Raw genomic sequence first — 26032 nt, forward strand, 5'->3', positions numbered from 1 at the left:
TATGGGTGACAAGGTCCTGACCGCCAACCGGCTGACGGACGGCATTGCCGTCTGGCTGGATGCCAACGGCAAATGGTCGACCTCGCTGCAGGAGGCGCTTGTCGCCCGTCACAACGAAGCCGTCGAAGCATTGGAAGCCATTGGCAAAAAGTCCTATGCCGACAATGAGGTCGTTGACGTCGCCGTCGTCGACGTTCAGGAAACCAACGGCATTCTCTGGCCGCTTCGCCTTCGCGAGCGCATCCGCGCGCAAGGGCCGACCATGGAATATGCGCCGGGCTACGCTCCTGCCGATCCCGAATTCATTGCAGTCTGAGGAAGACGATGTACCGTTACGACGAATTTGATCATGCCTTTGTCAGCGAGCGCGTCGAGCAGTTCCGCGACCAGGTTCAGCGCCGCCTTTCCGGCGAGCTAGCCGAGGACGCGTTCAAGCCGCTGCGCCTGATGAACGGCGTCTACCTGCAGCTTCATGCCTACATGCTGCGCATCGCCATTCCCTACGGCACGCTGAGCGCACGTCAGCTGCGCATGCTCGCCCATATCGCCCGTACCTATGACCGCGGCTATGGCCACTTCACCACGCGCCAGAACCTCCAGTTCAACTGGCCGAAGCTGTCCGACATTCCCGATGCGCTGGCCGATCTTGCAAGCGTCGAGATGCACGCCCTGCAGACCTCGGGCAACTGCATCAGAAACGTCACCGCCGACCACTTCGCCGGTGCTGCCGCCGACGAGATCGCTGATCCCAGGCCCTATGCGGAAATCCTGCGCCAGTGGTCGTCCGTCCACCCGGAATTCTCTTTCCTGCCGCGCAAGTTCAAGATCGCCGTGACAGGCGCCGAGCGCGACCGCGCCGCCATCCAGGTCCATGATATCGGCCTGCACCTGAAGAAGAACGACAAGGGCGAGATCGGCTTTGCCGTCTATGTCGGCGGTGGCCAGGGCCGCACGCCGATGATCGCCAAGCTGATCCGCGACTTCCTGCCCGAGGAAGATCTGCTCTCTTACACCACGGCGATCGTGCGGGTGTACAATCTGCACGGCCGGCGCGACAACAAGTACAAGGCCCGCATCAAGATCCTCGTGCACGAGACCGGCGCCGAGGAACTGGCGCGTCAGGTCGAGGCCGAATTCGCCGCCCTGAAGGATAGCGAGCTGAAGCTGCCCGAACAGGATGTCGAGGCGATCGCCGCCTATTTCGCGCTGCCTGACCTGCCTCAGCGTGCCGAGGGCTGGGAAAACCTCGCCCGCTGGAAGAAGGCCGATCCGGCTTTCGCCCGCTGGGTCCAGCAGAATGTGCAGCCGCACAAGAACCCCGATTACGGCATGGTGACGATCTCGCTGAAGCCGATCGGTGGCATTCCGGGCGACGCCACCGATGCGCAGATGGATGCCGTCGCCGATCTCGCCGAGGAATATGCCTTCGACGAAATCCGCGTCAGCCATGAGCAGAACCTGATCCTGCCGCATGTGGCGCTGGCCGATCTCGAGGCGGTCTATCGCGGCCTCGTCGCCATCAATCTGGCCGAAGCCAATGCCGGCCTGATCACCGATATCATCGCCTGTCCGGGGCTGGACTACTGTGCGCTCGCCAATGCGCGCTCCATTCCGGTGGCGCAGGAAATCTCCCGCCGTTTCGGCAGTCCCGAACGCCAGGCCGAGATCGGCGAGCTGAAGATCAAGATCTCCGGCTGCATCAATGCCTGCGGCCATCACCATGTCGGCCATATCGGCCTGCTCGGTGTCGAGAAGAAGGGCGCCGAACTCTACCAGATCACGCTCGGCGGTTCCGGCGACGAACATACCTCGATCGGCGAGATCATCGGCCGCGGCTTCGAGCCGGACCGGGTGACGGATGCGATCGAGACGATCGTCGACACCTATCTCGGCCTGCGTCTGGATCAATCCGAAACCTTCCTCGCCGCCTATCGCCGCGTCGGGCCGCAGCCTTTCAAGGATGCGCTCTACGGCTCGGCCGCCGAAGCGGCTTAAGGAGGGGATGATGACGAAGATCTGGAGAGAAACCGGTTTTGTCGACAACGATCCCTGGCTGATCGAAACCGACGAGGTGAAGGCAACAGGCGAGCAGAAGCCGCTGCTCAGCCTCGATGAACTGATCGCAAAGGCCGATGGAAGCAACGATGCCGGCCTCGGCGTGCTGATCAAGCCGGCCGACGACGTGCGCCGGCTGGAGCCTTATCTCGATCGCCTCGCAATCGTGGCGGTCGCCTTTCCTGCCTTCAACGACGGCCGCGCCTTCAGCCATGCCTCGCTGCTGCGCCAGCGCCTCGGCTACACCAGCGAACTGCGCGCCGTCGGCGACGTGCTGATCGACCAGGTGCCGCTGATGCTGCGTGTCGGCATCGACAGCTTTGCCGTGACCAACGCCACGGCGCTGAAGCGGCTTGCCGAAAACCGTCTGCCCGCCATTCCCCATCATTATCAACCGGCGGTGCGTGACGCCGAAGCCGGCAAGGGCTATAGTTGGCGCCGTCAGGCGAAGCCGGCCGCATAAGCGACGGGTCCGCCTCTTTACGATGGCGGAATTTAGCATGAAGACATTCGAAATCGCGGTGATCGGTGGCGGCCTCGCCGGCATGATCGCCGCCGTTGCGCTTGGCCGCGGCGGCCGCAGCGTGGCGCTGGTGGCTCCCGTTGCTGCAAAGGAGGACCGGCGCACGACGGCGCTGATGGATCAGTCGATCCGCTTCCTCGACCGCCTGACGGTCTGGGAAAAGCTGCGCTCGGCGGCGGCGCCTCTCACCAGCATGCGCATCATCGACGGCACCGACCGGCTGCTGCGCGCGCCGACCACCACGTTCCGCGCGGCCGAGGTCGGCCTCGATGCCTTCGGCTACAATTTCCCCAACAAGGCGCTGACCGAGATTCTCGAAGCGGCCACGGCCGGCGAGCGCAATATCACCCGCTTCACCGATATGGCCGAATCGATTGAGATATCAACCGAGAGAGTGTCGATCACGCTTGCCGGCGGCGAGACGCTGACGGCAGATTTCGCCGTTGGCGCCGACGGCCGCGGCTCGAAGCTGCGCGAGGCGGCAGGTATCGGCGTGCGCAACTGGTCCTACCCGCAATCGGCCATGGTGCTGAATTTCGCCCATTCGCTGCCGCACCAGAACATTTCGAGCGAATTCCATACCAAACACGGTCCTTTCACCCAGGTGCCGCTGCCAGGAAGCCGCTCCAGTCTTGTCTGGGTGCAGGATCCCGCCGAGGCGACCGCCCGCCTGGAGCTGCCGCTGGCCGAACTGGGCTCTCTCGTCGAGACGCAGATGCAGTCCATGCTCGGCAAGATAAGCATCGAGGAAGGCGTCCAGGTCTGGCCGCTGTCGGGCATGATGGCCCATCGTTTCGGCAAGGGACGCATGGCGTTGATCGGCGAGGCCGCCCATGTGTTCCCGCCGATCGGAGCGCAGGGGCTGAATCTCAGCCTGCGCGATATCATGGCGCTCACCGATATCCTCTGCGACAGGGCGGAACTGCCGGTGCCGGCCGATGCCGGCGAAAGCTTCGACCGCCGCCGCCGCGCCGACATCATGACGCGCACCGCGAGCGTCGATCTGCTCAACCGTTCGCTGCTTTCCGATTTCCTCCCCGTGCAGGTGCTGCGCGCCGCCGGCCTGCACATCCTCTCGGCCATTCCGCCGCTGCGCAACCTCGTCATGCGCGAAGGCATCGAGCCCGGCCGTGGTTTTCGCGATATTCCCGATGCTCTACGGGAAAAGCTGAAGCGAAAGAAGGCCTGAGCGGACCGTAATCAGCCAGAGCGAAACGGTGGCCACCGAAAGCACCGTCGTGATCAGGATCGTCGCCGAGGCGCGCTCCTGCCACACGCCATATTGCTGGCCGATGACGAAGACATTGGTCGCCGTCGGCAGTGAGGCGAGCAGCACGGCCGACTGGATCCAGACCGGCTCGAAACCGCCGACGGTCGTCAGCGCGAGGAACACCGCGATCGGATGCAGGATCAGCTTCGCCGGCACGATATAGGAAATCTCCGCCGGAATCCGCTTCAGCGGCCTCAGAGCCAGCGTGACGCCCATGGCGAAGAGGGCGCAGGGAGCAGCTGCCTGAGCGAGGTAGTCGACAAGCCGCTGAAAGGCCAGCGGCTGGTCGATGTGAAAGGCGGCGACGGCAAAGCCTGCCGTCGTCGACAGGATGAACGGATGCAGCGCCACCTTGCGGGCAATATCGGCGGCGAGCCGGCCTGCCGAACGCTTGTCGTCGCCGGCTGCCGCCATAAGGGCTGGCGTCACGATGAAATGCAGCGCGTTTTCGAAGCAGATGATCAGCGCCACCGGCACGGCAGCGCCTTCGCCGAGCGCCAGCAGCGCCAGCCCAGGCCCCATGTAGCCGATATTGCCATAGGCGCCGGCAAAGGACTGGATGGTGCATTCATCAAGCGGATTGCGGCGCACGAAACGGCCGATGACAAAGAGCAGGACGAAGACCGCATAGGTCGCGGCGATATCGGTGACAATGAAATCGACCCGCGTCAGCTCTTCGATCGGCGTGCGCGAGACGAGCTTGAAGAACAAAGCGGGCAGGGCGGCATAGATAATGAAGGTGTTCAGCCAGCCAAGCGCCTCGGCCGGCTGCTTCGTCGCCTTTGCGGCGACGTAACCGATCAGGATCAGGCCGAAGAACGGCAGGAGCAGGCTGACGATATCGGCCAAAGGTCTTCCTGAATGGGCTCGACACAAATGTCATTTTGATTTTGTCGGGCATTGATTACGAAGCATTATTTTTCGGCTGCATCGCAGAAAAGTTGCTGTTTGTCCCGTTAAAAATGTCAGGCCCTTCAATTCGAAATTGGCACCCATAGACGCGCCAAGGGCTTGAGGCTTGGTTTTACTGCCCCGTGAATTTGATGCTTGCTTGTGGGCAGAATCCGTCGAGCCTCCTAGACCAGAACCCACCTCGATACTTCCCGCGATATTGGTCTTCCACCAGCGAGCAATTCGCATCGGTATGGGCTAATATAGGTCGACGGCCGAGTTCAGCCTTTGGAGAGTTGCTATGGACGTTGCCGATTGGCTGCAAGGTCTCGGGCTGGAGCGCTACGAGCAGGCGTTTCGCGACAACGCGATTGACGCCGAGGTCGTGTCCGAGTTGACCGACGCCGACCTCCAGCAGCTCGGTGTGCTACTCGGCCATCGCAAGCGCCTGCTCAAAGCGATAGTGGAGCTGCGGTTATCGACCAGCCAGCCGCGTCCCGGCCCTGAGGAGCCAGTAGGTCAAAGTCGTGCTGCAGAACCCGTCGCAGAGCGTCGACAGCTGACCGTCATGTTCGTCGATCTTGTCGGCTCGACCGCTCTCGCGTCGCGCGTGGATCCTGAGGACCTGCGTGAGATCCTTGGAGCATATCACTTCTCTGTGGCCAATGCGGTCTCCCGCTTCGGCGGCTTCGTCGCCAAGTACATGGGTGATGGGGTGCTGGTGTATTTCGGCTATCCACAGGCAGATGAGAACGCGGCGGAGCAGGCAGTGCGCGCCGGCCTTGCGCTCGTCGACGCTATCAGGCGGCTGCAGGGATCGGAGAGATTGCAGGTTCGCATTGGTATCGCAACCGGCGAAGTCGTCGTCGGCGATTTGATCATTTCCGGTGAAGGGCAAGAGCGCGGTGTCGTTGGCGAGACGCCTAATCTCGCCGCCCGCCTTCAGGCACTGGCCGAACCAGACGCGGTAGTGATCGGGCCGCAGACGAGGCAGTTGCTGGGTGATCTTTTCGAATACCGCGATCTTGGGGCCGTCGAAGTCAAAGGATTTGCCTATCCTGTCCATCCCTATCGAGTGCTTCGCGAAAGCATTGTCGAAAGCAGGTTCGAGGCGCTGCACGGAGCAACGCCGATGCCGCTGGTCGGGCGTGAAGAGGAGATCGAACTGATGCAACGCTCTTGGCGGCGCGCCAAAAGTGGTGAAGGGCGCGTCGTGCTGCTGTCAGGCGAACCGGGCATCGGAAAATCACGTCTCACCGTCACTTTGCAGGAGCGTATCCAGAATGAGCCGCACACCCGGCTACGTTACTTTTGCTCACCGCACCACCAGGACAGTGCACTCCGTCCGATCATTGTGCAGCTCGAACGCGCCGCCGGATTGGAGCGCGACGACACCCTCGAGAGCAAGTTGGAAAAGCTTGCGACGCTGCTGCCCCCCACCTCCCCGGAGGACGGAGCGCTGCTGGCCGAGCTGTTGTCCTTGTCGACCGAGGGCCGCTTCCCACCTCTTCTGCTGACGCCCCAACGTAAGAAGGAGAGAACCTTCGAGGCGCTGCTCGAGCAGCTCGAACATCTGGCGCGACAAGGTCCGGTTCTGATGATTTACGAGGACGTGCACTGGATCGATCCCAGTTCGCGCGAGCTGCTCGACCTTGTTATCGACCGTGTGCAACGTTTGCCGGCTCTGCTTGTCGTGACCTTTCGTCCCGAGTTTCAGGCGCCGTGGACCGGGCAGGCCCACGTCACGATGCTCGTGCTCAATCGGCTCGATCGCCGGGAACGCGCTGCGCTCGTTCAACAAGTGGTCGGCAACGGAGAGCTGCCGAACGAAGTCGTCGCCGAGATCATTGAGCGTACTGATGGGGTGCCACTCTTCGTCGAGGAACTGACGAAGGCAGTGCTGGAGAGCGGCAGCACCAGTACTGCACCTTCGCGGGCGGACATGACCGTGTTGAACGTCCCGGCTACACTACAGGCGTCACTGATGGCGCGCCTCGATCGTCTTGGCCCTGTCGCCAAGGAGGTTGCCCAGATCGCCGCTGTTGTCGGGCGTGAATTCTCCTACGAGTTGGTGGCCGCAGTTGCACGGCGGAACGCGGTTGAGCTGGATGGCGCCCTGGATCAGCTAGCCGCCGCAGGCCTCGCGTTCTGTCGCGGCACGCGACCACTGGCCACATACCTCTTCAAGCACGCCCTCGTTCAGGACGCAGCGTATGGCACCCTGCTGCGTGCCAAGCGCCAGGAGTTGCACAGGCGTGTCGCAATCACGTTGGAGGAACAATGGTCTGAAATCACGGAAGTGCAACCCGAATTGCTTGCACATCACCTTCACAAAGCCGGGGATTTGGCGGGCGCACTCGATTACTGGCAAAAAGCAGGTGCAGCCGCCTTGGCAAGGGCTGCCACACGGGAAGCAGTTTCGCATTATGCCAGTGCTATCGAGTGCTGCAGGCGGCTAGGCAATGTCACCGGCGGCGCGGAGCGGATGACAACGCTCTACCTTGCGATGGCGAATGCCTTGATGCAGGCGGAAGGGTATCGTTCCGAGCGCCTTGCTAAGACGCTCGAAGATGCACGTCTTGCCGCCGCAAACACGACAGGCGTCGAATTGCGATGTGAAGCTGCGCTTTCACTCGCGCCATTTCATTATGCTTCTGGCCACAACCACGATTACCTGGCTTTGGTACAAGAGCAGCTCGCAAACACTTCCACTCTCCTGCCAAAGGCCTATCTGAGTGGCCTTCTGGCCTCAAAGGGAATGGCTCATTTCAACCGGGGAGAACAGTCGCTGGCGCAGGATGCCTTGCGCAATGCGCTGGATCTGCTTGATGGTGTCGACGCAGACCGTCGTATTTTGTTCGCCGGCGCGGATCAGCGTATCTCGGCCCTGGGCTATTTTAGCGAGGCACTGATGATATTGGGTTTCTTTGACGCTGCAATCGAAGCGAAGCAACGCGCGTTTCAAAATGTCGGTCAGCTCGATAAGCCCTTCGACATCGCCTGGTATCTTCTTGAGCGGTGCCAATTGGACGCGCTACTCGGCCAATATGAACAACTGCTTGAAAACGCTAGGAAGATAGTCGAAATTTGTGAACTGCACGGCTACACGGCACGTCGAGGCAGCGGCCTTAGGTGGCGTGGCCATGCCCGCGCGCAACTGGGCGAACTAGACGCTGGTATCGATGATGTCGGGGAGAGTATTATCCTTTGGCGTGGACAGGGCGTTGTTTTTCATACTCCCGAGAAAACATGCGCACTGTGCGATCTACTCCTGCGAGCCGGTCGCCTCGAAGAGGCGTCTCATATGCTTGATGACATCGACACACTCGTTTCCGATACGGATGAAGCGAGCTACTTGGCAGAATGTGTTCGCCTTCGTGGCCAAATCGCCGCGGGCAGAGGTGACCTGACGGGTGCGACACAGCTATTCGAACAGTCAATTGCGATTGCCCATCGGCAGCAAGCGAGGCTCTTCGAGCTTCGCGCCACAGCCCAACTCGCACCAGTTTTAGCGGGACAAGGTCGTGTTGACGAGGCGACGAGGCGTCTGCAATCGGTGGTCCGCACGTTCAACACCAAGTATCCAATCGTCGACCTCATTGCGGCGCAAAGGGCGCTGGCCACCCTCGGCGGTTAAAGTGGCACCGCATGCGTTCGTCTTCGCTTATGTAAGGCCACGCCCACGCTGGACCAATCGGTAGGATCGCGGATTGGAACGGCTATTTGGGCCTCAGGCGGCAATGTGCATTGTTATCTGGACACCGCGCTATTTTTAAGCAGCCCACGCACTTCCCGGGGATGTTCAGTGGGTAAGACGGGTTTAGCCGATTTGCATCAGGATCGGAAAGGTCTGCTGGAACCAGATCGCCACATCGCTGACCCAGCCGAACAGGAAGGCGAGGCCGGTGAGGATGAGGAAGACGCCCATCACCTTTTCTACCGTGCCGAGATGACGGCGGAAGCGCGACAGGAAACGCATGAAGGCGCCGGAAAAGCCGGCGGCGATCCAGAAGGGAACGGCGAGGCCCAGCGAATAGATCGCAAGCAACCCGGCGCCGGAGCCGACCGTCTCGCGCGAGGCGGCCACACCGAGAATCGCGCCGAGCACCGGGCCGATGCAAGGCGTCCAGCCGAAGGCGAAGGCCAGGCCCATGATGTAGGCGCCCGTCAGCGTCGCCGGCTTGCCGCCACTTTGGAAGCGCGCCTCGCGGCCCAGAAATCCGATTCGGAAGAGGCCGAGGAAATTCAGCCCCATGACGATGATGATCAGTCCGCCGATCTTGGAGAGCAGGTCGAGATGCTGGCGAAGCGCCATGCCTATGCTGGAAGCTCCGGCGCCGAGCGCCACGAAAACGGTGGCAAAGCCGAGCGTGAAGAATAGCGCCGAGAACAGCACGCCGCGCCTGACGTCGGGCGCCACCGCCACCGCGGAGCCTCCCCGGAACTGCTCGACCGATATGCCGGCCATATAGCAGAGATAGGGCGGGACGAGAGGAAGCACGCAGGGCGAAAGGAAAGAAAGCGCCCCTGCTATCAAGGCGCTCCACAGGGAAATATCGGCAATCGACACGCATTCTCTCCGGCTGCATCTGCGCCCTGTTCCTAGCGTCGCAGGCTCGGGATTGCCAATCACCTTTTTGCGTGGGCGAGAAATCTGCCTTTGCGTGCGAGAGAAATGTGCCCTACCTTCGCAAAAGCCGAATTTTTCGGTTGACCGCAATGGGTCACCTGCCTATGTTCCGCCCACTTCCAGCCGGGGTGCCCCACACCTGCGGAGAGGGAGAGCGTAGCTCAGCCGGTAGAGCAACTGACTTTTAATCAGTAGGTCTCGGGTTCGAACCCCGACGCTCTCACCAAAATATCTCAATAAAAGCAGAGGCTTATGCCATAGACCAGAAGCGCCAGAAAAGGCGGTTTGCGAATTTGGGCGCATTTTTGGGCGCAAACCTTATTTTCGCTCTGCCCAAATCATGGCATTCTCTGCCGCATGCCAGCGCCACCAAAAGCCCGACTTCGCCTCACACTCGTGCCGAATCCCTACTTCTCCCGCGCCCATCCGGCCGATGCGATGAACCCTCACGACGTCGTCGCAATGTGGCGCGCCGGGAAGAAAGCATCACGATTTCGATTTCCGCCAGCCGGCCGCCCAAGCTTCAGATTCCGAGCAGAACCACCGTTCTCCATACTGGGGGCTGATCTTCGTCTGTGCGTAGTATTTCTGCCCCGGAACGTGGAAAATGCGCTCGCCCGTGTCGATGGAGATGTTGCCCTTGATCCTGCACGATAGACCGGAGCCGCCAGAGGCGCTCCATGAGGCCAGGATGTCGCTCGCGGTCCAGCCGCCGGCCGCTCCAAACGCAAGCGCGCCGATCACTAAGCCCGGGAACTTGAGAAGCACCGATCGCTTCTGCGGATTGCGATAACTGCGACGCATGCCCCATCCCCGTCATTTCGCGCGGGGATTGTAACTTCGCTGGGGCACGACGAACATCTATCCAAAAGGCTTATCTCGACCTTCAAAAACGCGTCGAGCTGCTGTCGCACGGATCGGCCGATCGCTTTTGCCGGCCTGCCAACAAGATCCTATCGTCTTGAATGAGCGACACCGGCTTGGATCCGGCACTGGCTCAAGATCAGCTAAGCGATTACTGCTTGCTGTAGTTCCAGCATGCATTCGCGAGCAGCAAACTGGTCTGCTTTTGCTCAGATTCGCTAACGGGGAACGGCGACCGGAACTCTCTGATCAGGCGCTGTTCCGTCTCACGAGGTAGCTTGAACGCAGAATCGTCTAACCGACCGACGATTTCTTTCTCCTTGCGAAGCTGATCAGACATGGTCCACCTGTTGGTTGAGTCCAAGAGGATAATAGTGCTTTCTCTTTATCCACCGGAAGTTCTCATATTTCGTTACCGTCGCTACGTCTATGTCGCCTGAAACGTATTCAGGTACAGCGCGGAATCGAAAGACCTTTTTCGTCATATCGGCCAAGAACTCCGTTAGATCGATTGCATCTTGTATAGGCATTACGGGTGAGATCAACGGCAAAAACAATTCTGGAGCGACCGACGCGTACAAGGCGGGGAACTTATCTGCAGTCACGCCGTGATCATTCAAAATCTTTTCCAACTTCCACCCGAATCCTCCGATTAGCCGTTGGATAGGATCGCGTTGGCCGCCACAATAGATGCCGATTTCAGATGTTCCTGCGACCAAAGTGGGATCCTGAACATTGCCGTTGAAAACAGTTAACTTCCAAAGCTCCGGCAACTTTTCGCCGGACGAATAGCCGCCGATCCAAAACTCAAAGCCAACTCCTGCCGGGTCAGGTACGTTAACAAATTCCTCTATCAGGAAGAATTTTTGCGCCAATCCGACAACGTCTTCCATTTTATAATCGATGCCGAGCGGACTTGTTCCCTTTGCGCCGATCATATGGCGAAACTGCTTCGCTAACATCGCAATCGAGGCTTGCCCGAAATTGCCTAAGCCTGCGGTCATGGCCATAATCGGATATTCGCGGTGGAGTTGAAATACTTTGTTTCCGTGCCGATAGACCTGCTGGATAGGATCGCCGTTACCATCCTTAGCTCCACCGGCGTCGAAGCTTGACGCGCTATCGGCAGCGAAAACCATGCATTCGTTCACTTTCACGCAGACGCAAACTGTCAATTGGATAACCTCCCCAGCGGCCCTATAAAAGGCAGCTCATCTCCTGTCCTCGCATGGCCGAGGGTGTCGCCAGCCTCGGCAGGGTCGGCTTTCGCGTCCTACACCAATCACATTTTGTACGCAGGTAATGTGAAGTCTCCCAATTTCTCGGCCTGCGAAAGCGTCTCACCAGAAGAGATGCGATTCTCTAATCAAGCACAACTAAAAGCTGCCCGAGGCCGAGAGCAAACGCAAGAGAGACTTCATTTTTGTCACACTTGCCGCCGATCACCTCCTGCACCTAACAGAATAAGTACGCAGGCGAAGCTTGGTTACGCGTGGGCGTCCGCCAGTTTGCCGCCCGCTTGATAGTCCTCGCCCTTGGTAAGGAGTGTCTAGACGACCCTCGCAGTCTTGTTTGCCACCGCGACGGCAGCCACTTTCAGGGGCCGCCGATCGTTGGGCCGCGCTCGTTTTTCCACGAGTATCAGGAGGTGACATGACGCCGCCGATCGTGCAATATCCGCAAAAATTTCGTGGACAGAGAATGTCAAAGCTCAACCATCAGCGAGATTTACTTCGTTTAATTGATGACGCCGAAAAGGCGCGAAGGGAACCACTTGAGCCACGGAATGGTGGCGTTCAGGGCCCGTTAACACTTGGAAACAAGCGCCCGTCTTTTGATGGATTCATTATCAGATGCGCATCCCATCATCTTGATGGCAAGCCGATGCCTCCACTTCCCAAAAAACTGAAAGGCCTGGTCGACGTTGGAAACGGAAAATATGCGGACATTCTGATCCGCCGGTGGCTTGCGACACGAGTGGAATTTGAAAACGCCGTAAAGAAACTAATGAACAAACGAAACACGGCAAAAGCACGCTGACGTGCGATAGTTGGAGATAATTGAGGTAATCCGGCGCATGCGGCCTTCAGCCGGCCGGCCGTGGCGCGAATTCCGACCAGCCGAAGCGTGACCGCAACGTGAACCTGATCGCCTTCAAAGCGACGGCGTCTCTACCTCCGGCGATGCGGAGGAGGTGGTGAGTAAGGGCGCATTCGAGCTTTGCGGCACCGATGTCCAGCTCGCTCCGATAGTGCTTCCGAAGCGTCTTCTCGGAGACGCCCAGAACGCGGCAGATTTCCGCCTGTCGGATGCCCTGAGAGGCGAGAATCTGGACGAGACGGCGTTGCATGTCCGCAGGGTGATGCGGAAGTCTACCAGGGTGTTTTTTCGGTACTTGATCCATAGACGGGAAATATACGCATGTGAGTTGGCAACTGCCATGAAGATGTGCGCCCCGAGGTTGAAATCATGCGCCAGTTCCTCTTTGATGGCAGGGGCGATCATTGCTCTGTGGCCCGGAGACTGCGATGGACATGACCACCCCCAGCGGACGCCTTTTTGGACTGTCCTTCCTAATACTCTGGATGTTGCTGGTAATCCTGATCTTTAACGCCGTGCGTCATGGGTTGAATGCAGAGCCGAGGGACAATGATGGGTCCCGCGCGCAGGATCGTTCACGTGGACGCATGGTCCGGTATCTTCTCGATGGCGACAGGCGGAATAGGGCCATGGCCCAGGCTGTCGAGGCCAAGGCCAAATCCTATTTCGCGCGCCGCATCGGCAAAATCCATTTGGCAGCGCTGCTTTTCTTCATCGTGACGACAGCGTTTCTGGCGATCTGGAATCGGCATGAGGCCAAGATGCAACGGGTATCCCAATTCCAAGTAACGTCGCCGTTGTGCGGCACGATGGATGACGGTTTGGTGGCAATCGCTATTTCGGCGAAATGCAGCCCACGTGATGTTTCATCGGCGTCAAAAAATTTCTGCGGATGAGAGGGCACGCGGGTCCCCTACCGCACGGCATCGGTTGTTGCGCCGCCCCCCACTGGGAAGGTCGCGGTCCAACTATTTGGTCGACACTAATTTTCAAATCATCATAAGTACCTCAACGATATCCGAATACGCATCTAGGGGACACATCATTGTCAGTTGATCTTCAGGACCTTTCACGACGCCTATTCAAAACCGCCGAGCAACTCTGGACTAACACTGCGTTGCGTCCTGACCAGTATGCCCAGCCGGTGCTTGCCCTGATCGCGCTGCGGCAGATGGAGGCCCGGTTCGATCTTGTTCACGCCGAGCTGTCCAAAACCTTCACTGGCCGCTTGAAGCCGACGCCCCAGGATTATCACGGACATGGTGCGGTATTCCTGCCCGATCATGCCCGCTTCTCCTACCTGCTTGGTCTGCCGGAAACTGAAAACCTCGCCGAGGCGTTGAATGCGGCGATGGAGGTTATCACGCAGCATAACCCCGATCTTGCCGGCGTCCTGCCGCGAGGTTACGGCGCGTTGCCCAACAGCGTATTGCGCGAAGTCTTGCGCCTGCTCTCTCCGCTGAAGATCGAAGGCGATGCCTATGGGCTGATCTTTGAATATTTCATGGGCGAGTTCGCCTCGGCCTTCATGCAGAAGGGCGGAGAGTATTTCACGCCATCGTCGATCGTGAAGCTGATCGTTGAGGTGATCGAGCCCTATCATGGCAAGATATTCGATCCGGCCTGCGGCTCTGGCGGCATGTTCGTGCATTCCGCAGAGTTCGTGAAGCGGCATCATAAGAACCCGAGCCGCGAGATCAGCATCTACGGGACCGAGAAGATGGAGGACACGCAGAAGCTCTGCCGCCTCAATCTCGCGGTTCATGGGGTGTCCGGCGATGTGCGGGTGGCCAACAGCTATTATGAAGACCCGCACGCAATGGTCGGCAAGTTTGATTTCGTGATGGCGAACCCGCCGTTCAACCAGTCGGAGGTCGATCGGTCCCGGCTGGTGAGCGAGGCAGGTCATGTCGACGCGCGCTTCTCGCTTGGCGTCCCCACGGTCAACAACGCGAACTATCTGTGGATCGGCCTGTTTAACGCCGCGCTCAATGAGAAAGGGCGCGCGGGTTTCGTCATGGCGAATTCCGCATCCGATGCAGGCGGATCGGAACGCGAGTTGCGTCGCAAGCTCATCGAAACCGGCGCGGTGGACGTGATCGTCAGCACTTCGCCCAACATGTTCTTCACGGTCACCCTGCCGGTGACGCTCTGGTTCCTGGACAAGGGCAAGAGGAAAGGCAACAGGGCGGACGAGGTGCTGTTCATCGACGCGCGGCACATCTTCCGTCAGGTCAACCGCGCCCAGCGCGATTTCACGCCGGACCAGATCGAGTTCATCGGAAACATCGTGCGGCTATGGCGCGGTGAAGAGAAGGAACTGGAAGCGGGCAGCGGCCCCAAGATGAATGAGATCTTCGGGGGCGATGGATACAAGGACGTGCTTGGCCTGTGCAAGGTCGCCACGCGTGCTGCGATCGCTGCGCAGGACTGGAGCCTGAACCCCGGTCGCTATGTCGGCGTCGCTCCGGGCGAGCAGGTGGAGGATGAGGATTTCCGCGAGCGATTGGAAGCCTTGCAGGAAGAACTAGAAGGGCTGAACGCCGAAGCGGTGCGCTTGCAGGATGTGATAGCGGCGAATGTGGCCGAGGTGCTGGCGTGAGCGAGTGGCGTACTTATCGTATTGCGGACTTGGGCCGCATAGTGACCGGGAAAACACCGCCGTCATCGCAACCGGAACTGTTCGACGGAAACATTCCGTTCATAACCCCAAGCGATATGGGTTACGACGATCGCACCATCTCAACCGAGCGTTTCGTTTCGACTGATTGGGACAGCAAAAAGCGGACCTTGTTGCCAGCAAGCGCGGTCTGCGTCGTCTGTATTGGCGCGACCATCGGCAAAATCTGTATGACGAGCAAGCCATCTCAGACCAATCAGCAAGTCAACAGCGTGATTGTTGACCCTGATCTTTTCGATCCAGGGTTTGTCTATTACGGGTTGCAAACAAAAGCCGGTGAATTGATGGCACGTGCAGCAGGCGCGGCCACACCGATCATCAACAAAACTGCATTTTCCGAAGTCGAGATCGACGCTCCACCCCTCGAAACCCAGCGCCGCATAGCGTCGATCCTTGGGGCGTATGACGACCTGATCGAGGTCAACCGGCGGCAGATCGCCGTGCTGGAGGAGATGGCGCGGGGGCTATTCGCGGAATGGTTTGTCCGCTTCCGTTTCCCCGGTTATGAAGAGGTGCCGATCTTCGATACACCCGATGGCCCCCTGCCGGAGGGATGGACTTGGGGAACGATTGGAGAGGTCAGTCGGATTATCAAATCAGGTTCGACACCCTCCAGAAAGGAGCCTGCATATTGGGAAGATGGAGTGTTGGAGTGGTTCACCACCGGAGAGCTAAATAACGGTTTTCTCTTCTCGGCGAACGAACGCGTGTCAAAAATCGCGGTCGATGCCAACAAAGTTCGAGTGTTTCCGGTGGGGACGGTCTTCATCGCATTGTATGGCGCCACGATCGGCGCACTCGCTATTGCCGCGGTGGAATGCTCCAGCAATCAGGCAGCTCTGGGGATCGTCCCGGATGGCGTCCGAATGCGACGATGGCAGCTCTTCCACACGCTTTCCCACTTGAAAGACTGGTTCATTTCCGTCGGCCAAGGTGCTGCGCAGCAGAATATCAGTAAAGAAAAGGTTTCAGCTGCGAGAGTGGCGCTGCCTCCCGCGAGAGTTTCTGAGTTATTTGACCGCATCGTAGCGCCCCTTTGGGAGCTTCGAAGTGTTGTCGAACGGCAAAACTCTCACCTCTCCGCCTCCCGCGATCTCCTGCTCCCGCGCCTGATCTCCGGCCAGCTTTCCGTCGAGCAAGCCGAACGCGAATTGGAAGAGGCAGCCTGACATGGCACCGTCACTCATCGGCCTTGTCGCGTCAGAGGATGGTATCGTCGAGAGGCCCGCCCTTGCCCTTTTGCAGGGGTTGGGCTGGCAGCATGTCGATCTGCACGGGGAAGTGCCGGGGCCTGCGAATCCCACGGGACGCACGAGCTTTCAGCAGGCGTTTCTTCCTGCGCGCCTGAAGGCGGCATTGCGCAAACTGAACCCCAGCCTGCCGGCCGAAGCCCTTACGCTGGCCGAGGCAGAAATCACCCGTGACCGTTCGGCCATGCTTCCGGTCGCCGCCAACCGTGAAGTGCTGGCTCTGATCCGTAACGGCGTGCCGGTGCAGGTGCGGCGTGATGACGGCAAATTCGACGATCTCTTGGTGCGGGTGATCGACTGGCGCGATATCGCCGCCAACGATTTTCTTGTCGCCAGCCAAGTGTGGATCCACGGCGTGCTGCACCATCGCCGGCCTGACACGATCGGCTTCGTCAATGGCCTGCCGCTGCTGCTGGCGGAATGGAAAAACCCTACCTGCCCACTCGCGGATGCCTATGACGACAATCTGCGCGATTACCGCGACGCCATCCCGCAGCTGTTCCCGGCCAACGGCTTCGTGATCCTGTCGAACGGACTGGAAGCGGTGATGGGGGCCAGTCATGCGCCCTACGAAGTCTTCGCACCGTGGAAGCGGCTGGAAGAAGACCAGCCCGACGATCCCAGCCTGAAAACTCTGTTGCGTGCGACTTGCGAGCCCGCCCGTTTTCTCGACTTGATCGAGAACTTCGTGCTCTTCGATGAGGCGCGCGGCGGCCTGCGCAAGGTGGTCGGCAAATATCATCAGGTGCTGGGGGTCAATCGCGCCATCGATGCCGTCCGCCATATCGAGCGCAATCGGGGCCGGCTCGGCGTATTCTGGCACACGCAGGGATCGGGCAAGAGCCTTTCCATGGTGATGTTCGCCGAAAAGGTGCTGCGCCGGCTGGGCGGAAACTATACGTTCGTCGTCATCACCGACCGGACGGAGCTGGACGACCAGATCGCCGGCCAGTTCGCCTCTACCGGCGCGCTCACCAAGGATATCGATCAGGCACAGGCGGGAAGCCGCGCCCATCTGAAGGAGCTTCTGGCGGGCAACGAACGTTATGTGTTCACGCTGATCCAGAAGTTCAGCACGGCCGACCGCGAATCGATGCCGATCTTGTCCGAACGGTCTGATATCATCGTTATGACCGACGAGGCCCATCGCAGCCAGTATGACCAGCTCGCCGCGAATATGCGCGCGGCGCTGCCTAATGCGTCCTTCATCGGCTTTACCGGTACCCCGCTAATCCAGGGCGAGGAAAGCCGCACCCGCGAGGTGTTCGGCGATTACGTCTCCATCTATGATTTCGCCCAGTCCGTGCGTGACGGAGCGACGGTCCCGCTGTTCTACGAGGCGAGGAAGCCGGAGTTGCAGCTCAATGCCGATGAATTGCGGGAAGAGCTGGACACGCTGCTCGACGAGGCGATGCTGGACGAGGAGCAGGAAAAGAAGCTCAGCCAGCAGTTCGCCCGCCACTATACGCTCATCACCGCGCCGGACAGGCTGGACAAGGTGGCCGAGGACGTGGCGCTGCATTTCGCCATGCGCGGCTATCGCGGCAAGGCGATGTTCGTCGCCATCGACAAGGCAACGGCCGTTGCCATGCATGACAGAGTCAAGGCCGCCATTGGCCGCCTGATCGCACAGGATGAGGAGCGCCTAAAAACCGCCCACGAAGCGGAAGGCGCGGCAATCGCCGAACGGCTGATGTGGTTGCGTGAAGTCGATATGGCTGTGGTCGTCAGCCAGAGCCAGAACGAAATCGACGATCTGCGCAAGAAGGGGCTCGACATCCTGCCGCACCGCGAGCGCATGCAGCGGGAAGACCTCGAGGCCAAGTTCAAGGATCCGAATGATCCGCTACGGCTGGTGTTCGTGTGCGCCATGTGGATTACCGGCTTCGACGTGCCCACGATCGGCACCGTCTATCTCGACAAGCCGATGAAGAACCATACGCTGATGCAGACCATCGCCCGCGCCAACCGGCGGGCCGAAGGAAAGACGTCCGGCGTCATCGTTGATTATGTCGGCGTGTTCCAGAACCTCCAGAAGGCGCTCGCCATCTACGCAGGCGGCGGGGGCGAGGAAACGCCGATCAAGGACAAGGAAGCGCTTGTCGCCACCCTTGAACAGGCCCTAGCTTCGGTAAGGGCCTTCGTCCGGCCATTAGGCGTCGAAGCCGATGCCATCATGGCGGTTCGTGATTTCGATCGGTTGCGGCTGATCAATCAAGCCATTGAAATCCTGATCGCACCCGACGAGCGCCGCCGCGAGTTCCTGCGCCTGACGGGTGCGGTGACAAGAGCATACAAGGCTCTGCTGCCCGACGATCGCGCCGCACCCTATCTCAGGCCGGTTGCCGTATTCCACACGCTCTCCGATGCGGTGAGGGCAAGGCTTGGTCCTATCGATGTATCCGCAATCTCCGCCCGCATTACCGAACTGCTCGACGAGAAGCTGGAAGGTGTCGCGATCCTGACGCCCATCGTCGAAGGCGATACCGCCGAGGGACGTGTGGACCTGTCCGGCATCGACTTCGACAAGCTGGCCGATCTTTTTGCGGTCAGCCCAAAGGTCACCGCCGAAAGGCTGCGCGAGGGGGCAGAGGAAAAGGCGCACGAGCTGGCAGAGCAGAACCCCACACGGCAGCATTTGGTGGAACGGCTGGAAAAACTGGTAGCGGACTACAACGCCGGTTCGGTCGATGCCGAACAGTTCTTCGAGAAGTTGAAGGACTTTATCCGCGACATGGATGTCGAAGAGCGACGCGCCGCACGCGAGGAGCTGTCGCAGGAGGAACTGGCGATCTTCGATCTGCTGGTCAAGCCAGAACCAAAGCTCACCAAGGCAGAGGAACAAGAGGTCAAACGGGTGGCCCGATCGCTGCTGGAGAAGCTCCACGAGCTCACTGGCGCAATAGACTGGGTTCGCGGGCAGGAAACGCGGGGCGCGGTCTGGACCGCTATCCGGCAGCGCCTCAATGAACTGCCGGAAAATCCTTATCCGCAGGCATTGTGGGACAGCAAGGTGAACCAGGTCTGGGATTTCGTCTTACGCCGATATGCATAGCGCCCTCAGCAGCTTTACGGGTGACGCGAAAGCAGGTCCCAACAACATGGGCTGAGGGACAGAAACGTCGCCCCGCTCTCAGGGCGACTGTCCGCGACGGGTGCGAGCGGCAGCAAGGGGATCTGCTCCTGCTGTTCAGCCGTCAGCTCATCAATCCATCCGTACTAAGGCGCGCGACCTGTTACTGGAGCCGTGTCGTAGGTGCATCGGGCTCGTCGAAATACCGAAATACGGCCGCAACGATGATCGCAGCTTCCTCATCCGTGAGGGGCCTTTGCAGGTGCTCGGTAGCGAGCTTCCAAGCTCTTTCGACGGCGCTGGCCATTCGAGGGGGTAGATCGATGATCATCATGCCGGGGTCGATCCCGCCGTGGTGCGTTTAACCGGTCTGTCGCCTTTCGAGGCCAGTTGCCAGCAGGCTAGATCGCTGCCGGGTGCCGTGCCCTCTGCGACAGTCTTCAGGGCAACCCAAAGGCTTCCGGAATGCGTGACGGTATCGCCTTTGCTGTAGGAGGATGCGCGCTGATAGTTCCCAAGATATCTAATTCCACCTTCCTCAATTGCTTCGATCCGGGCAGCGAGCGCCTTCAGCTTCGCTGCTGTACTAGCGGTCGTGGCCGCGATGAGCGCGTGAACCAGACGCCTGCTCGCTGGCCGCTGAAGCTGCTCCTCCGTGAAGTTGGTGTCGAGGCCGGTTCTGATCTCCTCGGCGCGGGCCGAGATCATGGCGAGCTGCACGTCATCGTCCTTGTCGGTCATTGCCCCATGCTCCCGAAAATCTCCTCGACCTCGGAGCCCGATAAATTGCGATCCTGATCAAGGATTTTGGCTAGATTTTCGATCTGCTCGCGATGGCCGATTACGAAATCCTCGGCGAGGGCGGTAAGCGCGCTAAGCATCGCGACGCGAGGATCGGACCAGGAGGCCAAGAAAAATGCATGCTCCACAAGCAGTTCATCCGATGCCGACAGTCCGGTTTCAGGCGCTGCCGCATGGCCGGCTAAAGCAGTAACCGCGTAGCCAATTGCAATCGCGCCGTGGTGACATCCGCGTTCAAGAAGATCGCCAGGAGACGCGAGACGCACCTCGCGCCGGTTGACATGGAGCACGCCGATCCCATGGTCGAGCGCCGCCAGGGCGTGCGCAGCCTCATGCAGCGCAGCATCGCTGATCGCCTCCGACTTCGCTATGTCGCATGTTGTCAATTCACTCATTTCCCGACTGTAGCAAATTGCGATGTAGCGAGCCGTTATGCGTCATCGGCCAGCCCCCGGCAGAGCACCCGGACCATTTTATGGAAGGCCCGCAGGACTGCTTCATCATCGTCTGCTTCCAACGGGTCGAGAAGATGCAACCGCTCCAGCGCATCGGCGAGTTCGACCTCGTCGATCTCAATTTGGAGCACGCGGCGGCCAGCTTTTCGCCGGTCCCGATAGCGGCGCTGACGTTCTGCGGCACCCATTGTTCACCAACCCTGCCTCAGAAGGCGGGACCTTCTAACAAGGGCGATCGAATAACTTGTCATCTCGGCTTCCCTTCCACGTGAAATCCGACGCCGCCGAGCGGCGAGCGGCAGCTCGATCAGATTGCGTGGGGCGAAAACGTCGTCGGCGACGTCGGGGACCGGCTCCGGTTCCGCCGCTTTGGCCACCCGCTCTCGCAAGCGCTGCAAGGCCGCGATGATCTCATCGAGTAGGGGAAGGTCACTGTTCGTCACGGTGATTGACCTCCCTCAGTGGGCAGGGATTCACGCTGCGGTTGCCGGTGACAGAAGTGACAAAACCCTATGTCCCCCGAAAATGTCACCGGCTCTTTTAGAAGCGGTGACAAAAGTGACAAATGCTTGGATTGGGAAAATGTCATCGCCTCCTTTTTGCCTGTAATTCCGGGGTTTTTCGAAAACGTCATTTGTCACCGCCTAACGGCCAATCGTCATCATCCGCCACAACCTTGAACTGCCGGCGCATGGCTTCCGTCTCATCGTCACGACTGCCGAACCAGATCATGCCGACGCCGGCTTGATCCTCGTTACGAACGACCTCGGCGCGTTCCAGCAACCAATCCAAGGTGCGATTGAAGGCAACATTTTTTGAATTGCGGTTATCGCCGGCCTTTAATTCCATGAATGCATCGCGCAGCACGCTTTCGCGCACCGCCTTCACCTGCGGCCCGTCGCTTCCGTAGGGCCGATAGGGAATGCCCGATGCGTGAACTTCCCGTTGAAGGATTTTCAGAATGAGTTTCTGATTTGCGCCCGGCTTCCGGTCTTTCGTGCCGCTGTCCCCCGGCTGCTCATCGGCAATGATCTCCTCGGCGACCGCCGCCTCGACACCACCAACATTTACTGAGGAAAGGCGCAGCCGGCCGATCTGCCGGTTGCCCGGTCCCGATCGGTTCTTGCCGACGTGAATCGTGAACCAGTCGCCTTCGCCCGGCAGCAGGATCATTTCCAGGGCGGCGACGGATTCAAGCGTCTCCCCCTTCAGTGCCTTCGGGTCTGCACGGTTCGTATGGTTCAAAATGGCAATCACCGCGTTTTCGGCCTCCGCAAGTTCTCGGAGTGCGTTCAATGCCGGCGAAGTAAATTTGTCCTCCAGGACGGAGACGCCGCCCAGCGCCGCCCGAAGCGTATCGATCACCACGAGCACCGGCCGGCCGGGCTTGCGATGTCGCGCTTGCCGGATAATCTCGACGATGATTGCCTTTGCCTGGGTGGGCTTCGTGAGCGGGATGCCTTCCGCAGATTGAACGAGTAGCACGCCGTCGGCTTCTAGCGCCTCCAGCCGGTTCGCTACATCGTTGGCGTCTTCGATGGCGAAGTAAGCGACGGCGGCGGATTTGACCTCGCGCCCGAGGAACGGTTCGCCCCGATCCAACGCTTGTCCGAGCGCTACCGCCAGCGCCGTTTTTCCGCTTCCAGGACGCCCGCCAATAGCGATGACGGTGCCAAGGCGCATCAGGCCGCTGACCAGGAAATCGGCAGAAGAATGCCTCGCGCTGCTGCGGTATTCCTCGAAGGTCATCAGCCGCACGCCCGCTCTATCCCTAGGGCCGGCGACAGCGTCGCCATGATCCTTCTGTGGGCCATACCGGCGGTTTGAACCGCCGTTCGGCTCTAATCCGAATTCCGGCTCGATCCGTTCTGCTTCTCGCTCAACGTCGTAGACAGTTTTCATGTCTCGCCATCTCCGACAAACCAAGCGTCCCAGTCCTTGAAAGGCGCTGGCGGTGCTAGGATGCGAGCCTCGCGCCCGGCATCCCTCCAGCGACTATGGGCAACCAGCGCCGCATCGCGACCGGCTTCGTCGCGGTCGCAAAAAACGGTCAGGCATTCGATGCCCGGGAGCAGCGGGAAGGTGCGCATGGTCGCCGTACCGCAGGTCGCCCACACCGGACGCCAACCGGCTGCGATCAACGCCAGACCCTTTTCGACACCTTCGGTAAGGCCGAGGCCGCCGAGCGATAAGTCGGCGGCACATAACTTGACGACTTGCCCGCGAGACGGTCCGAGCGCCAGCTTCCGGCGGTCGCCGTCGTAACGATCGAGGCGGATGCGAAAAATCGCGGTCGGCTCGGCCTCAAGGCTGGGATCATTTTCGATTGGCGAGAAACGGGCGATCAACGCCGGCACGCGCTCGCCGCTGAACGGGCAATGTCGATGATACCGAAAGAGCGGCAGCTGATCGTCGGACAGCGGCGGCAAGCCCCTGTGGTGGAGGTAGGCGGAGACCGGCGGCGCTCGCGGGTCCTCTGCCTCGCGCCAGAGGCGACGCACAAGCGCGATGCGGGATGCTTCGTCATGGCCATCGGATGGCCGCTTTGAGACGTGGAAAACCGGCGCAGTTTTCCGCCCATTTCCCGGTTCCCACGCGGGCAGGCCGAGGCGTGCGCGCACGTCGTCCATGCACAACGCCCAATCGTCTCCGGCAAACGAATAGATGCGGAGCTTGCCGTCGGGGTCTAGCCAGACCGAAAGGGACCGATCTTTTGGCGAATGGCCGGGGCCGGCACAGAGTACAAAGCCGTTGCGACCGAGTTCGCCGCCCAGCCGCTTCGCAAGATCGTGAAGGCTCATTTGGGGCCTCCCCGTCCTTGCCAACGGCGGTAGGCGTCGATCTGGTCTAGATAGGGCCGACTGCTATCGAACAGAGGCTCATCAGGAGGCGAAGCAGGGCGCGGCTCCGGCATGTCCTCTGGGTCGAAGGCTGGGATGCTAGCTTGCAGCTCTTCCGCTATCTGCGGCCAAAGTTCTCGCGTCTCCTCCTCCAGCGCCTCGGCTCCGGCGTTAAAGGATGCCTTCAACTCGTCATAGCGACGCTGAATTTCGGCGATGTCGTAATTCTTCAGGACCTCCTCTTCGACCCGCTGTATCTCCCGCCGATGACGCCAGCTCACATCAAAAACGCGGGAGGAAAGGGTCGTGTCAATGTAGCGGCAGACCTCGTTTTCAACGATCCTTGCTAGTTCGCCAGGGTGCAGCGCCTCCAGCGCGTCCAGCTCGGTCGCGCCTTCACCGAACCGCTTCTCGAACTTCGCCGCCCGGCGTTCGGTCTTCTTCAACGGTGTGCGGGGGAGGCGGTATTGTTCACATTGCTCGGGCGTCAAAACGACGGGGTCTAGCGTCACGTCCAGGTCGAGGTCCGCTTCGCGAATCCAGAATTCAATCTTTCTTGCAAGGGCGACCGGCATGGAGCGACCACCGGGGTCGAAGTCCGATACGTAGAGAATCCGCATCGGCCTGCCATCCGAGATAGCTCGCTCCACCGCTTGCCGCGCCAATATCTCCGATGTCTCGCCGGTGCCGGAAACGAGGTTGAATCCGAGCCGCCGTGCCAACGGGTCGAGGATATCGTTCTGCGTGGATTTCTCGACCCAAATCTCCACAAGGTAGGGCTGAGCGACAGTGAGATCGCCACCAAGGATACACGGCGGCCAGACCTCATTGGTTGGGGTGTGATAGGTCAAGTCCGCTTGGTATCCACCGGCTACACGCACCCAAGGCTGTTGAGTTCCGGAATTGGACGCATTGATAATCGGCGGATCATTCCGGTGATCGGCGAGCGCTCCGTCCGGGATAAGGCGCAGGTAGCGCGCCGACAGCGAAGCCGAAAGGAGGGTCTTCCAGTCATTTTCAGTGTTGAGATACTGCGCACCATTTGGTTTCAGGATCTGCTGCTCCTGAGAGATGATGCTGTAATGCAGTCGTCGCAGATGGCTCCCAGCCTGAAAGCTCAAGGACTGCCACAAGCTTGCGAACCACTCCGCCTCCGCCGCACGACTCGGCCGCTGGACGTAGAACGGATCGTTGTCGGGACTGAGGGCAATCAGGTCTTCACGGCGGCAGCCGATTTCATCAGCCAGTGCTCCGATGGTCGCATATTCAATCCGCATGGCCGGTAACCTCCAGCCCGCGCCGGCGGCACTCGGCTATGAGCGCTTCGGTCGTGGCCGTCGAAAGCATTCGCTCGACCATGGAGCCGCCCGTTGGCGCAGGTTCGGCTTGCTGGACGGTCATCGTGGCAACGGTGCCGTGCCGGGTGGTGTATGTCCGCTCAGTGGGGAAATCCCCGGTTAGCTCAGATCTCACCTTGCCGACAGTCTTGTGATCGACGGCGCATCGCTTGCCGATCTCCCGGTCGGACCACTTCGACCACTCCGGGTCCCGCAGCATCGCGAGCACCGAGCGGCGCTTGTCCGCACCGGTGCGCCGGAGACCGTGGTTCGCGTTAGCACCGACGGCCAGGAGCATTGCCTCGCGCTTGCCGCCGTCACGAACCTCGGCATTTATTGTGTCTCTGCCGAGGGTCCTGCTTGCCTCGATCCGATGGAAGCCGTCGCCGGGCCAGTATCCCTCGCCATCGAAGAACAGGATTACAGGCGGGAACTCCGCCCCGGCGTCCATTGCCTCGGCATATTCAGCGACGACGGCCGGATCGATCCCCGCCTCGCGCATCTGCAATTCGGGGTCGCGGCGTATCGAGGAGAGAATGATCTCGGTCATCGCCCCCTCCCGTCGACGCTTGCGATGATGATCTCGGCAGGGCCGGGAAGGCGCGGCCGATCACAACCGGCTGGGAGGGCCAAGAACGCGGCAAGGACGCTGTCTACCGACGCGCCTCGCTGGACGGCCAGCAACGCTTCAAGAACCGGCCTTGGACCGCAGTTGGCAAGATGCCGGGCACGATCGAGCCGCTCCTGATCGCATTGAATTCCAGGTCTTGTCGGAGTAGCCTGCCCGCTGTCAAACCGCCGCTTTGGTAAGACAATCGGGTCAGGGCCGCACGCGCTGCTGCAACGTGCGGCCTTCGCCGGTTTTGAAGTGACCATGACTCACGCGACGCCTCCGCGTTTTGCTGCACGGCGATCGACGTAGGCGTGCACCTTGATTTTCCGATAGGGCGCAGCCGCCTGCATGGCGTCGCTAGATTTCTCCGGGCGCGGAAAGTCCTCATATTTGATTTTCCGGTGCAGATCGGTGCGGTTCCGGATGATCCCCATGCGGACCAGATCGTCGTAGTAATAGAATTCGTATTCGAGGTCGGGATCGGGATGTTTGTTCACGGGTACGCTTGTGTCGCCCGTATGCGCGCGCGTCTTCGGCATGGCAGCTCCTAGCTCCATTAGCGGAAGATACGGACAAAGCGCGTAATTCTAACCAGACCAGGTTCCGCCTAACGAAAGGCATTTGGCTGCGGTACGCACGCTGGACTTCAA

At 60.1% G+C, this 26032-nt stretch carries 22 protein-coding genes and 1 tRNA gene; 11 read left to right on the forward strand and 12 right to left on the reverse strand.

What is annotated here, in order from left to right; translation table 11 throughout:
- Window position 1 precedes the first annotated feature (1 nt).
- Genes Tal182_RS10825 through Tal182_RS10840 form a run of 4 tightly spaced genes read left to right on the forward strand, consistent with a single transcriptional unit; the run spans window position 2 to window position 3767 of the window.
- Window positions 2-316 carry a DUF2849 domain-containing protein gene (locus Tal182_RS10825; RefSeq protein WP_010014500.1) on the forward strand — a complete coding sequence of 105 codons (315 nt, stop codon included), beginning with the start codon at window positions 2-4 and terminating at the stop codon, window positions 314-316.
- Between the two features lie 8 nt (window positions 317-324).
- Window positions 325-1995 (forward strand): nitrite/sulfite reductase, encoded by a 1671-nt coding sequence (locus Tal182_RS10830; RefSeq protein WP_085859421.1) that lies wholly within the window; start codon window positions 325-327, stop codon window positions 1993-1995.
- Between the two features lie 10 nt (window positions 1996-2005).
- Window positions 2006-2518 (forward strand): DUF934 domain-containing protein, encoded by a 513-nt coding sequence (locus Tal182_RS10835; protein ID WP_011425236.1) that lies wholly within the window; start codon window positions 2006-2008, stop codon window positions 2516-2518.
- 37 nt (window positions 2519-2555) lie between these two features.
- Window positions 2556-3767, forward strand: coding sequence for a UbiH/UbiF family hydroxylase (locus Tal182_RS10840; protein ID WP_085859422.1), 1212 nt, complete (start codon window positions 2556-2558; stop codon window positions 3765-3767).
- Here Tal182_RS10840 and Tal182_RS10845 read toward each other — a convergent pair.
- Window positions 3735-4697 (reverse strand): AEC family transporter, encoded by a 963-nt coding sequence (locus tag Tal182_RS10845; RefSeq protein WP_085859423.1) that lies wholly within the window; start codon window positions 4695-4697, stop codon window positions 3735-3737. The genes Tal182_RS10840 and Tal182_RS10845 overlap by 33 nt on opposite strands.
- 343 nt (window positions 4698-5040) lie before the next feature.
- Between Tal182_RS10845 and Tal182_RS10850 the strand changes: the two genes are divergently transcribed.
- Window positions 5041-8376 (forward strand): adenylate/guanylate cyclase domain-containing protein, encoded by a 3336-nt coding sequence (locus tag Tal182_RS10850; protein WP_085859424.1) that lies wholly within the window; start codon window positions 5041-5043, stop codon window positions 8374-8376.
- Window positions 8377-8559: 183 nt separating this feature from the next.
- Here Tal182_RS10850 and Tal182_RS10855 read toward each other — a convergent pair whose 3' ends face one another.
- On the reverse strand, window positions 8560-9309 hold the full coding sequence (locus Tal182_RS10855; protein WP_085859425.1) for a cytochrome c biogenesis CcdA family protein: 750 nt from the start codon (window positions 9307-9309) through the stop codon (window positions 8560-8562).
- Between the two features lie 210 nt (window positions 9310-9519).
- Between Tal182_RS10855 and Tal182_RS10860 the strand changes: the two genes are divergently transcribed.
- Window positions 9520-9595, forward strand: a tRNA-Lys gene (locus Tal182_RS10860).
- 260 nt (window positions 9596-9855) lie between these two features.
- Here the strand turns inward: Tal182_RS10860 and Tal182_RS10865 are convergent.
- Together Tal182_RS10865 and Tal182_RS10875 are read right to left on the reverse strand one after the other, a co-directional pair.
- On the reverse strand, window positions 9856-10173 hold the full coding sequence (locus Tal182_RS10865; RefSeq protein ID WP_085859426.1) for a succinoglycan biosynthesis protein exoi: 318 nt from the start codon (window positions 10171-10173) through the stop codon (window positions 9856-9858).
- 392 nt (window positions 10174-10565) lie between these two features.
- Window positions 10566-11408, reverse strand: coding sequence for a hypothetical protein (locus Tal182_RS10875; protein ID WP_125461475.1), 843 nt, complete (start codon window positions 11406-11408; stop codon window positions 10566-10568).
- Between the two features lie 478 nt (window positions 11409-11886).
- On the opposite strand from Tal182_RS10875, the gene Tal182_RS31675 reads away from it, so the two are divergent.
- From Tal182_RS31675 to Tal182_RS10900, 5 genes are all read left to right on the forward strand, one after another.
- Window positions 11887-12273 (forward strand): hypothetical protein, encoded by a 387-nt coding sequence (locus tag Tal182_RS31675; RefSeq protein ID WP_125461476.1) that lies wholly within the window; start codon window positions 11887-11889, stop codon window positions 12271-12273.
- Window positions 12274-12761: 488 nt separating this feature from the next.
- Complete coding sequence (locus Tal182_RS10885; protein WP_085859430.1) at window positions 12762-13229, forward strand: hypothetical protein; 468 nt, start codon at window positions 12762-12764, stop codon at window positions 13227-13229.
- A gap of 149 nt (window positions 13230-13378) precedes the next feature.
- Window positions 13379-14935, forward strand: a complete 1557-nt coding sequence (locus Tal182_RS10890) for a class I SAM-dependent DNA methyltransferase (protein WP_085859431.1) — start codon at window positions 13379-13381, stop codon at window positions 14933-14935.
- Window positions 14932-16182 carry a restriction endonuclease subunit S gene (locus tag Tal182_RS10895; protein WP_085859432.1) on the forward strand — a complete coding sequence of 417 codons (1251 nt, stop codon included), beginning with the start codon at window positions 14932-14934 and terminating at the stop codon, window positions 16180-16182. Before Tal182_RS10890 ends, Tal182_RS10895 begins: the two co-directional genes overlap by 4 nt.
- 1 nt (window position 16183) lies before the next feature.
- Window positions 16184-19318 (forward strand): type I restriction endonuclease subunit R, encoded by a 3135-nt coding sequence (locus Tal182_RS10900; protein ID WP_085859433.1) that lies wholly within the window; start codon window positions 16184-16186, stop codon window positions 19316-19318.
- Between the two features lie 348 nt (window positions 19319-19666).
- Here Tal182_RS10900 and Tal182_RS10905 read toward each other — a convergent pair whose 3' ends face one another.
- From Tal182_RS10905 to Tal182_RS10945, 8 genes are all read right to left on the reverse strand, one after another.
- A complete protein-coding gene (locus Tal182_RS10905; RefSeq protein ID WP_085859434.1) occupies window positions 19667-20077 on the reverse strand; it encodes a transposase in 411 nt (136 codons plus the stop codon).
- Window positions 20074-20532 carry a hypothetical protein gene (locus Tal182_RS10910; RefSeq protein WP_085859435.1) on the reverse strand — a complete coding sequence of 153 codons (459 nt, stop codon included), beginning with the start codon at window positions 20530-20532 and terminating at the stop codon, window positions 20074-20076. Before Tal182_RS10910 ends, Tal182_RS10905 begins: the two co-directional genes overlap by 4 nt.
- Before the next feature lie 35 nt (window positions 20533-20567).
- Window positions 20568-20780, reverse strand: a complete 213-nt coding sequence (locus Tal182_RS10915) for a hypothetical protein (protein WP_085859436.1) — start codon at window positions 20778-20780, stop codon at window positions 20568-20570.
- Window positions 20781-21222: 442 nt separating this feature from the next.
- Window positions 21223-22494: an AAA family ATPase gene (locus tag Tal182_RS10925; RefSeq protein ID WP_085859438.1), complete on the reverse strand. Its 1272-nt coding sequence runs from the start codon at window positions 22492-22494 to the stop codon at window positions 21223-21225.
- The gene (locus Tal182_RS10930; RefSeq protein ID WP_085859439.1) at window positions 22491-23393 is read right to left on the reverse strand and encodes a toprim domain-containing protein; all 903 of its coding nucleotides are present in this window, start codon (window positions 23391-23393) and stop codon (window positions 22491-22493) included. The genes Tal182_RS10925 and Tal182_RS10930 overlap by 4 nt, the downstream gene beginning before the upstream one ends.
- Window positions 23390-24709: a hypothetical protein gene (locus tag Tal182_RS10935; protein WP_085859440.1), complete on the reverse strand. Its 1320-nt coding sequence runs from the start codon at window positions 24707-24709 to the stop codon at window positions 23390-23392. Before Tal182_RS10935 ends, Tal182_RS10930 begins: the two co-directional genes overlap by 4 nt.
- Window positions 24699-25319 (reverse strand): hypothetical protein, encoded by a 621-nt coding sequence (locus Tal182_RS10940; protein ID WP_085859441.1) that lies wholly within the window; start codon window positions 25317-25319, stop codon window positions 24699-24701. The genes Tal182_RS10935 and Tal182_RS10940 overlap by 11 nt, the downstream gene beginning before the upstream one ends.
- Before the next feature lie 329 nt (window positions 25320-25648).
- The gene (locus Tal182_RS10945; protein WP_085859442.1) at window positions 25649-25921 is read right to left on the reverse strand and encodes a hypothetical protein; all 273 of its coding nucleotides are present in this window, start codon (window positions 25919-25921) and stop codon (window positions 25649-25651) included.
- Between the last annotated feature and the right edge of the window lie 111 nt (window positions 25922-26032).

It is taken from the genome of Rhizobium sp. TAL182 (genome assembly GCF_002117725.1).
Classification (GTDB): Bacteria; Pseudomonadota; Alphaproteobacteria; order Rhizobiales; family Rhizobiaceae; genus Rhizobium; species Rhizobium esperanzae.

Bases quoted from the DNA above. Each gene is read 5' to 3' on its own strand.
- Tal182_RS10865 (WP_085859426.1), bottom strand. From the start codon at position 10,173: ATGCGTCGCAGTTATCGCAATCCGCAGAAGCGATCGGTGCTTCTCAAG.
- Tal182_RS10840 (WP_085859422.1), top strand. From the start codon at position 2,556: ATGAAGACATTCGAAATCGCGGTGATCGGTGGCGGCCTCGCCGGCATG.
- Tal182_RS10945 (WP_085859442.1), bottom strand. From the start codon at position 25,921: ATGCCGAAGACGCGCGCGCATACGGGCGACACAAGCGTACCCGTGAAC.
- Tal182_RS10905 (WP_085859434.1), bottom strand. From the start codon at position 20,077: ATGACCGACAAGGACGATGACGTGCAGCTCGCCATGATCTCGGCCCGC.
- Tal182_RS10930 (WP_085859439.1), bottom strand. From the start codon at position 23,393: ATGAGCCTTCACGATCTTGCGAAGCGGCTGGGCGGCGAACTCGGTCGC.
- Tal182_RS31675 (WP_125461476.1), top strand. From the start codon at position 11,887: ATGACGCCGCCGATCGTGCAATATCCGCAAAAATTTCGTGGACAGAGA.
- Tal182_RS10915 (WP_085859436.1), bottom strand. From the start codon at position 20,780: ATGGGTGCCGCAGAACGTCAGCGCCGCTATCGGGACCGGCGAAAAGCT.
- Tal182_RS10940 (WP_085859441.1), bottom strand. From the start codon at position 25,319: ATGACCGAGATCATTCTCTCCTCGATACGCCGCGACCCCGAATTGCAG.
- Tal182_RS10830 (WP_085859421.1), top strand. From the start codon at position 325: ATGTACCGTTACGACGAATTTGATCATGCCTTTGTCAGCGAGCGCGTC.
- Tal182_RS10900 (WP_085859433.1), top strand. From the start codon at position 16,184: ATGGCACCGTCACTCATCGGCCTTGTCGCGTCAGAGGATGGTATCGTC.
- Tal182_RS10925 (WP_085859438.1), bottom strand. From the start codon at position 22,494: ATGAAAACTGTCTACGACGTTGAGCGAGAAGCAGAACGGATCGAGCCG.
- Tal182_RS10910 (WP_085859435.1), bottom strand. From the start codon at position 20,532: ATGAGTGAATTGACAACATGCGACATAGCGAAGTCGGAGGCGATCAGC.
- Tal182_RS10850 (WP_085859424.1), top strand. From the start codon at position 5,041: ATGGACGTTGCCGATTGGCTGCAAGGTCTCGGGCTGGAGCGCTACGAG.
- Tal182_RS10935 (WP_085859440.1), bottom strand. From the start codon at position 24,709: ATGCGGATTGAATATGCGACCATCGGAGCACTGGCTGATGAAATCGGC.
- Tal182_RS10885 (WP_085859430.1), top strand. From the start codon at position 12,762: ATGGACATGACCACCCCCAGCGGACGCCTTTTTGGACTGTCCTTCCTA.
- Tal182_RS10835 (WP_011425236.1), top strand. From the start codon at position 2,006: ATGACGAAGATCTGGAGAGAAACCGGTTTTGTCGACAACGATCCCTGG.
- Tal182_RS10825 (WP_010014500.1), top strand. From the start codon at position 2: ATGGGTGACAAGGTCCTGACCGCCAACCGGCTGACGGACGGCATTGCC.